Raw genomic sequence first — 10,856 nt, 5'->3', positions numbered from 1 at the left:
GTTACGCGAGCGGTTCGGCCGTCTCTCGCGCGGCGCGATTCGATGAACGCACCGCGCCAATGCTCGCGACGACAACCAATGCAATGCCGAGAAGCTCGAGCCAAGACAGGTGCTGCTCAAGAAGCAGAAAGCCCGCTAGCGTCGCGGTCGCTGGCGACGAGGCCATCAGAATGGCGAATACCGCAGCGGGCAATCGACGCAAAGCGACAAGCTCGAGCGCGTACGGGATCGTTGACGACAACATTGCCACTGCGGCCCCCATCATGATGATCTCGGGGCGCATCAGCGCCGGCCCCGCATCGATAATGCCGAACGGCAGAGCCATGATTGCGCCCACAGCCATCGCGAGCGCGAGTCCGTCGAGCTTGGGGAACGCTTGACCGACCTGGGCCGAGGCGAGAATGTAGAACGCCCAACTCGCCGCTGCCCCGAGCGCAAAGAGCACCCCGAGCGGGTCGAGTCGATCCCAGCCTCCGCTGCCGAGGGCCAGCACCCCCGCGAAAGCGAGCAACGCCCACAGCCAGGCCGAAGCGCGCCGGCTGGCGACGATCGACAACACCAGCGGCCCGAGCACTTCGATGGTGACCGTCACCCCGAGTGGGAGCCGTTCCAGCGCGAGGTAGAACAGACCGTTCATTACGGCGAGCACGACACCGAACCACAACACAGCCGTCCAGTCTGAGCGGGTGTGTCCGGAGAGCTTCGGTCGAGCGATCAGCAGCAGGACTATCGCCGAAAAGACCAGTCGCAGCATCACCATGCCGAGCGGTCCCACGGCGGGGAAAAGAAGTACCGCGAGCGAGGCACCAACCTCTTGGCAGGCCAGCCCGACCACCACGAACAGAATCGCGGTGGTCTGCCTCGGGCCGGTCACCGAGGTGCTCGAAAAGCCGCGCGGTCAGTCACCGACGGTCATTCAGCAGGAGCCGAGCAGATCGCACGCTCGGCAAGGTCCGCTTCGTATTTTTCTGCAGTCCAGGGCAGGCCCGCTTCGGGTGCAGTCTCGTCCGCTGCTGCCGGCGCTTTCGAAGCGATTGCCGCAAGTTCCCAAGCCAAGTTGCGAACGAACGTGGAGCCGATGGCCGAGTTGTTGAGAACAACGGCTACCGTCATGCCAGTTTCAGGATCCGAAAACGCTGCGGTGAGATAGCCAGGAACCGAGCCGTACTGACCGATCAATGAACCTGCCTGGAAGGACCCACCGATCGTGGTGTACCAGGACGGCGATCCGGAGGAAGGCGGCTTGGGGTTATCGAAACGATCTGAATCATCGGGCATGAGTGACTGCGCCGCAAGCGCCCGCGCATAGCGGCCCAAGTCCTCTATGTCGGTCACCGCGCCTGAATCAGTGAAGCCCGCACTCGTCGAAAGCGAGGTGATGTTGAGGGGCTCGAGGCAGTCATAGGCGCCGTCCACCTTGCGTGAAATATGACCCTCAAGCACCGTGTCGCCGTAGAACGCGCTACCGAGCCCAGTTGCCGAGAGGTCGAGAGGCTGCGTGATGTAGTGCTCGAAGTAGTCGGCAGCGCTCATTTGGGTAGCTCGTTCAAGCGCCATGCCCAACAGCACGTATCCGGTGTCCGAGCTAGAAAAAACCTCACCCGGGTCGTTTGCACGTTCTTTGCCGAGACCGAAGCTCGCAAGCTCCTGCGGATCCCAGACGCGCTCCGGGTTCTGCAACCACATGTCGAACAGTGTGCTCGTGTGCGAGCCAATCCCCGAGGTGCTGTCGCAAAGTTGACGAAGCGTGACATCTTCAAGATCTGGCACACCGGCGACGTAATCCACAACGCTGTCGTCGACATCGAGCTTGCCTTCTGCCTGTGCGACAAACAGCGCGTCACAGGTCATCTCGCGTGTGACAAGTCCCGCACGAAACTGCATGTCAGTGGTTACGGCTGCTCCGTCGCCCACCTCTTGCGTGCCAAGCCCTGCCACCCAACTGCCGCTCCACGGCGCCCATACTCCGACGATGGCGCCGGGTGAGCCCGATCCGATCATGGCCGAGGTGACCGCCTCTTCGAGGCTTGCGACAGTCTCGGCCGGCAGGGATTGGTCCACCTGTTCAGGAACATCAATGGTGGCTTGCGAGCCACCTGAGCAGCCCACGAGCGCTGCCGACAGCGCGAAAATAGCGACCGTCGCGCCTGCGACTCGACGTCGAGCTCTTGTCATGCTCACTGAATACACCCCTGGTACTTGTACCATCCAGCCTAACCGCGATTGTTGCCCCTCCAATGCGTACTCTCAATACATGACCCTTCTTTTCGACGATTCCACTGTCGCGGGCGTGCTGACTCATATGAACGGCGACCACGCCGACGACAATCTGCTCATCAGTCGTGCGTTCGCCCCGGATTCAGACATCGTGTCAGCCACCATGGTGGGCTTTGATGGCGAGAGCGGCCATTGGATGGCGCAGCTAGCGAGCGGCCGCGAGCTTCCTGTCAGCGCAGCGTGGCCATCCGGCCCGATCTCTGCACGCCCCGACGTGAGACGCGAGATCGTGGCGTTGTATGACGAGGCCTGCCGCAGACTCGATGTCGTTCCGCGACCTCACTCCTGAAACTGTGCTGGGTTAGGTCACCCTAAACCCCTACTATGGGACTCATGACCGACCCGATCTCGTTCTCCACCGCGTTGCGTGACCGCTCGAGCAAGGCGCACTCCTCAAGCGAGCACGCTGGTTTCATGGCCGATCTGATGAAGGGTGAGGGCACCCGCGAAGACTATGTCGCGCTCGTAGTGCAGCACTGGTTCATCTATGAAGCGCTCGAGCGCACCGCAGATCAGATGCGCAACGACCCGGTCGCGGCGGTCTTCATCACCGACAACCTCACTCGGCTTCCCGCCCTTGAAGCCGATCTCGAATTCTTGATCGGTCCGGATTGGCGTGACGAGGTCACCGCCCTTCCCACTACGCAACGCTACGTGCACCGGATCAACGAGGTTGGCGCAACGTGGGCTGGCGGGTTCGTTGCCCATCACTACACGCGCTACCTCGGTGATCTGTCGGGCGGTCAGTTCATCGGGCGCCTGATGGCGCGTCGGTTCGGCTTCGAAACGAACGGCATCGGGTTCTACCTGTTCGATGACATCGCCGACCCCAAAGCGTTCAAAGATGTCTACCGTGAGCAATTGGATGCCGCACCCTGGGATGCTGCCGAGCAAGAGCGCGTCATCGACGAGGTGCTGCTGGCTTACCGCTTCAACACTGAACTGTTCGACGACCTGGCAGACGCAAAGGCTTCGCAGGTCGCCTAGCAACTCCCCTCGGGCCCCACGTTGATCTGCCTGAATTGTTGACGTGGTAACAACGAAGAATGCTGACACTCTCGGGCGCAAAAAGTATCTTCGTTGACTCGTCTACCGAACGAACCGGCGACCTGGTCATCGCCGACGATGGCGCCGTGGTCGCTGCACCGCCCGCCGGAACTGGGTCAGAGGTTCTGGATGTCAGCGGGTGCGTGATCACCCCCGGACTCATCAACGCACATCACCATCTGCTTCAAACCGGTTTTCGCACCATTCCCGCAACCCGTGGCGTCGCAATGCGCGACTGGCTGCCGCAAATGGCCGCCGCCTATGCGTCTGCCGGCATCGACGCGTCTCTCACGCATGCGACAGCTGCCGCAGGCCTCGCAGAGTCGCTGCTAAGCGGCGTCACGACAGTTGCCGATCATCAGCTGAATTGGCCCAACCCGGCATCGTCGGCCGATGGCGTGGGCGACACCGTGCGCATTGCGCAGGCAATCGCTGCAGCGGCCCGGAGCCTTGGTGCGCGGCTGGTTTTTGTGCGGGGTTCGGCGCGAGACGATCCGCGCCAGGCTGCCGAAAGCGCCGAGGCGATCGTGGAATCTCTCGTCGGCACCCAGGCTGTCGGGGGAATCTCGCTCGATGGAATGCTGCAACTGGCTGTCGGCCCTGCGGGCGTGCACTCCGACTCTGAAGAAACGTTCCGTCTCATGGGGGAGATCGCAGCACGCTTTGGGTTGCGTCGCCGCACGCAAGCCAACGAGCAAGTCGACACCGAAATAGCGCTTCAGAAGTACGGCCGCCGACCCCTCGACCTGCTCGACGAATGGGGGTGGGTTGCCGACGACGTGACAATTGCGCACTTGTGCGATGTGACGCAACCCGAAATCGAACTTCTCGCATCGCGTGGTGTGACCGCGACGCATGCACCGGGCTGCGATGTTCCCATGGGTTGGGGCATCTCCCCCGTGCAGGCACTGCGCGAAGCGGGAATCGTCGTCGGGTTGGGAACCTCAGGCGGTGGCTCAAACGACGCAGGACACCTTTTGGCTGACGCCCGTCTCGCGATGCAGGTGTCGGGCCTCATCAATGCACCGCTCCCAGCGCGCACGGCGCTCGAGATGGCGACATCCGGCGGCGCCATCGGGCTCGGGCGCACAGACATCGGGCATCTTCGCCCCGGCGCGCGCGGCGACATCTGCGTGTGGGACGTCTCGGGCGTTGCCGATGCAGGAGTGACGGATGCTGTCGCTGGCTTGCTCTGGGCCGCGCCAGGGCGGCGACCTCGCCACGTCTTCGTTGATGGCCGCGCGGTCGTTCGTGACTACCAGCTGGTCACCGCCGTCGAGACAGAGGTCGTCAGCACTCTGAACGATCGCCTCGCCCTACGCGATTAAGGTGCGGTCGGAGTAACCAGGATCTGCTTGCGCATCAGATATCGAGCACGATGCGCTCGCACGCAGCACGCGATACGCAGGTCATGAGAGCCACACTTTGTTCACGCTCGAGCGGCGTGAGAATCGAGTCACGATGCTCCACCTCACCCTCGAGGATGGGAACTTCGCACGTGCCACAGGTTCCGCGTCGGCAGCTCGAAAGCACCATGGTCTCAGGGGACTGCTCAGCAATCGCGTCGAGAATTGATTCGCCCGGGTTCACTGTCACGACATCGCCGCTGAGCGCGAGTTCGACCTCGAAAGACCCCGACCACACTGGTTCGCCGAACTCCTTCGCCTCGAAACGCTCAACGTGAAGCGATTCTTCAGGATGGCCATCAAGTGCGTTCTCGAGCGCTTCAATGAGCCGCGCTGGTCCGCAAGCGAACACAACGGCGTCTTCGGCGATTTCGGCCGCGAACCCGGCAATGTCAAGGCGCTCGCCCTCATCACCTGCGTGAACGCGAACCCGGTCAGGATGCGCTTCAGTGAGCTCGTCAAGGAACGCCATTGTTGTTCGCGAGCGACCGGAGTAGTCGAGAATCCAATCGACATTCGCCTCGTCGACAGCTTTGATCATCGCAAGTATCGGGGTGATCCCGATTCCACCCGCCACAAACCGGTAGGTCGCGCCAGCGCTGACAACGAACGGAAAGTGGTTGCGGGGTCCGCGCAGTCGAATTCTCTCGCCGACGGCGAGTTCATTGTGAATGCGCGCCGAACCGCCACGGCCTGCATCTTCTTTGAGCACAGCGATTCGCCAAGTGCCACGCTTCGAAACATCGCCACACAACGAATACTGTCGTTCAACCGGCAAAGCGCCTTCGCGCGCGCGAAGGATGACATCTACGTGCGAACCTGGGCTCCATGCGGGCAGATCACGGCCGTTGGGCGCAACCATATCGATTGCAACCACACCGTCTGCGACAGTCGTTCGGGCTGCGACAACGAGGTCGCGTTCGACGTCACTGAAATAACTCACGGAAACTCCTGCTCACTTTTGCTGGACAACGGTATCTCGAAGACGACGTTCCCAGATACGCCGGGCAAGGCGTAACAGAGGCGCAACAACCATTGCGCGTCGTGGAAACAAGATGAGCGTTGAATGCTCAGTAATTGTTGGTCACGCCAACAGCTTGCCATTACTTCACCACCCGCGCGAAAGCGAGCGTCATGCCCCCCATACGCCCAGAGCACCTCCTGCCAGGTCAAGATCTCATCAACCTGCACGGAGTCCTTACGCTCGACGGTGAGCTCGTCTCAATCTCGATCGCGAACCAGCACGTCGCCACGCGCGAACTCCACGTCGGTGCGCCCGCCGACGGAGTCGATGCGTCGGGTTGGATCATGCTTCCGCCCTTGGCCGACCTGCATGCCCACATTGACAAGGCGTACACCTGGAGCATGGCTGGCGGACCTGAGGGCTCGCTAGAAGACGCGGTCGCCTGTTGGCAGACCTTTGGCGCTGAACTGACCTACGCACAGATCAAGATCAACGCACGACGCCAATTGACCGCGGCGCTCAGCGCTGGGGTCACCGCCATGCGCTCCCACGTGAACTATCACGTGGGGGATGACCCCCTCCGTGGAATTCGCGCGGTGATCGAGCTACGCGAAGAATTTCAGGGAGCGGTCGATCTTCAGGTCGTCGCCATGAACAGTCACCTCACCGAGTCAGCGCTCATCCGCGAGGCGATGGCGATGGGAGTCGATCTGCTCGGCGATGCGCCTCACCTCGGGCCCGATCCGCGGGGCGAGCTGGAGCGCACTATTGCGCTCGCCGACGAAGCCAGCATCGGTGTTGACATTCACACCGATGAAACGCTCGACGTGAACTCGCTCGATCTGCGCGACCTCGCCGCGCTCACCGCGAGCTGGCCGCTCGAGCGCACGCGCTCTGCTGGCCACTGCGTGAGCCTTGCCGTGCAGCCCACGGAAGTACTTGCCGAACTTCTCGATGAGGTTGCCGCAGCCGGGGTCAGCATCATCACCAACCCCCTCACCAACCTCTATCTCCAGGGCTGGGAGCACCCAGTTTCAATGCCGCGAGCTATTCCCCCGCTGCTCGCAATCCGCGATGCGGGGGTGCACCTGGCGGCGGGCGGTGACAACGTGCAAGACCCGTTCAATCCGCTCGGCAACGCTGACATGGTCGACACGGTTGCGGCGCTTGTCCTCGCCGGCCATGTCACCCCGCGCACCGCCTGGGAAATCTCGGCCGCTGGTCGTGAGCTCATGGGCCTGCCTAAGGCAAGTGGGCACGTCGGCGATCCAGCCGACTTGATTCTGGTGCGCGCAACGTCCGTTGCTGAAGCGATCGCCGAACGCGCGCCTGATCGGGTCGTGATTCGCGGCGGCCGCGTCATGGCTACCCGCGCACTCACTATCAACGCGATTCAGATCCCCCCGCTAGAAACCCCCACCACCAAATTGCATACGCACGCCACGAAGGAGATGCAGCTATGAGCAGCCCCACACCGACGGCGACCCCGACGGCGAAGTCATCTTCCGCCACTCCTACCCTCAGCTTCCGCAATGTCACCAAAGACTTTGCAACGGGAACGCGTGCACTCACGGGAGTGTCACTCGACATCTCTCGCGGCGAGTTCGTTTCGGTGGTTGGTCCGTCTGGATGCGGCAAGTCGACCCTGTTGCGACTCGCCGCGGGCCTTGATGACGTGACCTACGGCACACTCAATGTTGACGCCGATGTGACTAGCTTCGTGTTTCAAGACCCCACGCTGCTCGAATGGCGTAGCGCGCAAAAGAACGTCGAGCTCGTTGGTGAATTGGCCGGCGTGTCTGCCGAGGAGCGCAGGCGACGCGCCAAAGAAACGCTTGATCTGGTGGGACTGACTGGGTTTGAAAACCAGCACCCTCGCGAGCTTTCGGGAGGCATGCGTATGCGAGTGTCGATCGCGCGCGCGATCGTCGCCGAACCGCAGCTCGCACTGTTCGATGAGCCTTTCGGCGCACTCGACGAGATCACGCGCCTGAAGATGCAAACAGAGCTGCAGCGCATCTTTCAAATGAAAGCGTTCGCCGCGTTGTTCATCACCCACTCAATCTCTGAAGCGGTCTACCTGTCGAGTCGCGTCATCGTCATGAGTGGTCGGCCCGGAGAAGTCGTCGACGACATCGAATTGCCCTGGTCGTATCCGCGCCCGCCCGAGCTCAGATACGAACCCGAGTTCGGCCGAATCGCGGGCCACCTTTCTCAGGCATTGGAGGCGCACTCATGAGCGACCACACTCTGATCACCGGGTCGAACAACGCTTCGTCGACCGACGGCGTGATCACGCGAACCGCCCCGATCGACATCGACGCCCCGCCGCCACCGCCCGTGGCAACCGTAAACGCCGATCGCTCGGCCCGGCGCGCCGCGCGAGCTGCGCGCGAGCGAGCATTTCCGCTGCTCACTGCACTGGTGGGCATCATCGCCGTCTGGTACTCAATCTCGTACTTGCTCCTCACTGAAAGCCGCCGCTTTCTGTTGCCACCGCCGCACGAAGTGTTTCTTGAGACACTCGGAAACCCGCAGATTCTCGGGCCAATGCTCGCGGCACTTGGTCAAACGACGATGGTGGCGCTGATCGGACTGACGCTCGCCGTTCTCATCGGAATGGGCTGGGCGATTCTGATGTCGCAATGGAAGATCGCGGAACGCGTGCTTTACCCGTACGCGGTCATTTTGCAGACCATCCCCATCCTTGCGCTCACCCCGCTAATCGGTATTTGGATGGGCTACGGCATTCCCGCCCGCGTGGCCGTCTGCGTGATCATCGCCGTCTTCCCCATGATCTCCAACACGCTATTCGGCTTGCAGTCGGCTGACCCTTCGGCTCACGACCTATTCACGTTGAAGAAGGCTTCCAAATGGCAGCGGCTCACAAAACTTCAGCTTCCCGCGGCCATCCCGTCAATCTTCACAGGACTGCGAAATGCAGCCGGCCTCTCGGTCGTCGGCGCGATCGTCGGAGACTTCTTCTTCCAACAGGGCTCGCAGGGCATCGGTGGGTTGCTTCGTACCTACACTCTGCGCCTGAATATGGAGCCGTTGTTTCTCGCAATCATCTTGACCGCGCTGTTCGGAATCATCGTCTTCTCGGTATTCGCTGCCCTTGATCGCGCCGTCGTCGGGCGCCTGTTCGGATCGCGTCAGCGCTAGCACCCCCTTTCTGTCCCACCCGCTCCACACCGCACCACCACCCACCAGGAGGAATCTGTGTCAACTATCTCGTCCGCGCGTCGCTTCCGACGCGCTCTCGCAGCCGGCGCCGTGCTATCGGTCGCCATCAGCCTCGCGGCATGCTCAAGCGATGCTGAATCTGAAGAAACTGAAGAAACTGAGTCATCCGGCTCGAGCGCACCTGCCGCCGAAGCTGGTAGCGCACTAGATCTGGCAGACTCTTGCCCCGCGACGGTCGTTATGCAGCAAGACTGGCAGCCCGAAGCAGAACACGGCGCCATGTACGCGCTCGTTGGCGACGATTACACCATCGACACCGAAGTGAAGTCTGTTACCGGAACGCTTGTCGCTCAGGGCGTCGACACCGGCGTAGACATCGAGGTTCGACCCGGCGGGCCGAACGTCAACTTCCAGCCGGTTCCGGCACTGATGTACCTCGACGAAGACATCTTGATCGGCGCGGTCAACACCGACGCGGCGATTGTTGCCGCCGACGGCCAGCCCACTGTCGCTGTCACATCGCAGCTCACGTACAGCCCTCAGATCTTGATGTGGGACCCCGAGAGCCACGATGGCGCCGAAACGATCGCCGAAGCAGCAGCCGACGGTGCACCAGTGGTAACAGCCGGAGATGTCATCCCCAACCTGTTGCTCTCGCAGGGGCTCATCGAGCAGTCACAGATCGACTTGAGCTACGAAGGCACGCCTTCACGCTTCGTATCTGACCCGAGCATCTTGCAGCAGGGGTTCGCGACCGCAGAACCTTACATCTATGAGAATGAGCTTGAAGACTGGGGCAAGCCTGTCGGCTACCAGCTGGTCTCGGACGTTGGATATTCCATCTACCCTGAGCCGCTCGCCGTGCGCGCTGACGCTATCGACGAATACAGCGAGTGCCTGTCGAAGCTCGTTCCGATCATGCAGCAGTCTCAGATCGACTTCTTGAACGACCCTGACTACGGAATTGCGCTGATCGTCGAGCTCGTCGAAGCCTATGACACCGGTTGGACCTACTCGAAAGAGGTCGCAGAGTTCTCCGTCGAGCAGCAGATGGCACTCGGCATTGTCGAGAACGACCCGGCGTCGGGCGTGTTCGGTCAGATTGATGGCGACCGCATGCAGGCCATCGCCGATGATTTCATGCCGTTCCTCGTGACAGCGGGAAGCATCAGCCAGGCCGATGCCGACGCAATCGATATCGAGTCGCTTTACTCGAACGAGTTCATCGACTCCGGCATCGCGATCAACTAGTTCTTCGCGTCAACGATATGAGTGCCTCCTTCTTCCCTCGCGATCGTCGCGTAGGCGACTGCGGGCAGAGGGGGGCACTCTTGTCGGAGCGGAAGCTAGCGCGGGCGACTTGTCATCTCAGCGACTCGCCCGAGGTTCTCGGCAAGCCGAACTGCGTCGGTAGAAGACGAGCGCATGTCAGACGTGGCATCAGCACTACCCGCCTCCTGACATGCAGCCGAGGTCGCGGCCACGTTGGCATCGAGATTAACAACGCTCGCTCTCACCGCAGCAGCCATGAGGTGCGCGGCTACCGCGACATCGGGCATCAACCGAGCCTCTCCGTGAACAACCAACCACTCGAGCACCGGCAACACCGGCTGGGCAAGCTGTGCAACAGCAATGCTCGAACGCGCAGCTGCGGCAAGCGTATCGACACGCATCGCAGCGGAGTTCTGATCTTGCGACCGATAGGCGGCGGACAAAGCAGCGGATGCTGCTGCATCAGTATCGGCAAGGATGATCGCTTCGGCCCGCGCCGCAGCCAAAACCGCAGCGAACCTGTCGCGCTCAGCGGACTCAGCCGCATAGCCAAGAGCCATCTGACCAGTCGCCACGCCCAACGCCATGACCACGGCCGCCCCCGCACCGCCGCCAGGGTCAGGAGTGGGCCCAGCCAGCTGGTCAATCCATTCGGGAACAGAAGCGTGCGCCACGGAAATGTACGTCGAGTCCACGCCGGAAGT

The 10,856-nt window shown here is 61.8% G+C and carries 11 protein-coding genes; 7 read left to right on the top strand and 4 right to left on the bottom strand.

Features of this window, described 5'->3' with window-relative positions; all coding sequences use genetic code 11:
• Nucleotide 1: 1 nt before the first annotated feature.
• On the bottom strand, nucleotides 2-874 hold the full coding sequence (locus tag AB0O81_RS08775) for an EamA family transporter (RefSeq protein WP_363583302.1): 873 nt from the start codon (nucleotides 872-874) through the stop codon (nucleotides 2-4).
• Between the two features lie 38 nt (nucleotides 875-912).
• A complete protein-coding gene (locus tag AB0O81_RS08770; RefSeq protein ID WP_363583300.1) occupies nucleotides 913-2,175 on the bottom strand; it encodes a serine hydrolase domain-containing protein in 1,263 nt (420 codons plus the stop codon).
• A gap of 79 nt (nucleotides 2,176-2,254) precedes the next feature.
• Between AB0O81_RS08770 and AB0O81_RS08765 the strand changes: the two genes are divergently transcribed.
• From AB0O81_RS08765 to AB0O81_RS08755, 3 genes are read left to right on the top strand one after another with little or no spacing between them, the layout of a single operon-like run.
• A complete protein-coding gene (locus tag AB0O81_RS08765) occupies nucleotides 2,255-2,566 on the top strand; it encodes a DUF2470 domain-containing protein (RefSeq protein WP_363583298.1) in 312 nt (103 codons plus the stop codon).
• Between the two features lie 44 nt (nucleotides 2,567-2,610).
• A complete protein-coding gene (locus AB0O81_RS08760) occupies nucleotides 2,611-3,264 on the top strand; it encodes a biliverdin-producing heme oxygenase (RefSeq protein WP_363583296.1) in 654 nt (217 codons plus the stop codon).
• Between the two features lie 59 nt (nucleotides 3,265-3,323).
• The gene (locus AB0O81_RS08755) at nucleotides 3,324-4,652 is read left to right on the top strand and encodes an amidohydrolase family protein (RefSeq protein ID WP_363583294.1); all 1,329 of its coding nucleotides are present in this window, start codon (nucleotides 3,324-3,326) and stop codon (nucleotides 4,650-4,652) included.
• A 34-nt stretch (nucleotides 4,653-4,686) separates the two neighbouring features.
• Here the strand turns inward: AB0O81_RS08755 and AB0O81_RS08750 are convergent, their stop codons facing one another.
• Nucleotides 4,687-5,673 (bottom strand): PDR/VanB family oxidoreductase, encoded by a 987-nt coding sequence (locus tag AB0O81_RS08750; RefSeq protein ID WP_363583292.1) that lies wholly within the window; start codon nucleotides 5,671-5,673, stop codon nucleotides 4,687-4,689.
• Between the two features lie 191 nt (nucleotides 5,674-5,864).
• Here AB0O81_RS08750 and AB0O81_RS08745 point away from each other — a divergent pair, with 191 nt between their 5' ends.
• From AB0O81_RS08745 to AB0O81_RS08730, 4 genes are read left to right on the top strand one after another with little or no spacing between them, the layout of a single operon-like run.
• The gene (locus tag AB0O81_RS08745) at nucleotides 5,865-7,157 is read left to right on the top strand and encodes an amidohydrolase family protein (RefSeq protein WP_363583290.1); all 1,293 of its coding nucleotides are present in this window, start codon (nucleotides 5,865-5,867) and stop codon (nucleotides 7,155-7,157) included.
• On the top strand, nucleotides 7,154-7,933 hold the full coding sequence (locus AB0O81_RS08740; protein WP_363583288.1) for an ABC transporter ATP-binding protein: 780 nt from the start codon (nucleotides 7,154-7,156) through the stop codon (nucleotides 7,931-7,933). The genes AB0O81_RS08745 and AB0O81_RS08740 overlap by 4 nt, the downstream gene beginning before the upstream one ends.
• Entirely contained in the window at nucleotides 7,930-8,859 is a 930-nt protein-coding gene (locus AB0O81_RS08735) for an ABC transporter permease (RefSeq protein ID WP_363583286.1), read from the top strand. The genes AB0O81_RS08740 and AB0O81_RS08735 overlap by 4 nt, the downstream gene beginning before the upstream one ends.
• A gap of 57 nt (nucleotides 8,860-8,916) precedes the next feature.
• Entirely contained in the window at nucleotides 8,917-10,131 is a 1,215-nt protein-coding gene (locus tag AB0O81_RS08730; protein ID WP_363583284.1) for a hypothetical protein, read from the top strand.
• A gap of 95 nt (nucleotides 10,132-10,226) precedes the next feature.
• Here the strand turns inward: AB0O81_RS08730 and AB0O81_RS08725 are convergent, their stop codons facing one another.
• Nucleotides 10,227-10,847, bottom strand: a complete 621-nt coding sequence (locus tag AB0O81_RS08725) for a cyclodeaminase/cyclohydrolase family protein (RefSeq protein WP_363583282.1) — start codon at nucleotides 10,845-10,847, stop codon at nucleotides 10,227-10,229.
• Between the last annotated feature and the right edge of the window lie 9 nt (nucleotides 10,848-10,856).

It is taken from the genome of Microbacterium sp. NPDC076911 (assembly GCF_040687125.1).
Taxonomy (GTDB): Bacteria; Actinomycetota; Actinomycetes; order Actinomycetales; family Microbacteriaceae; genus Microbacterium.
Note: the sequence above shows the minus strand (reverse complement) of the source record. Positions and strands in the feature narration are given on the sequence as shown.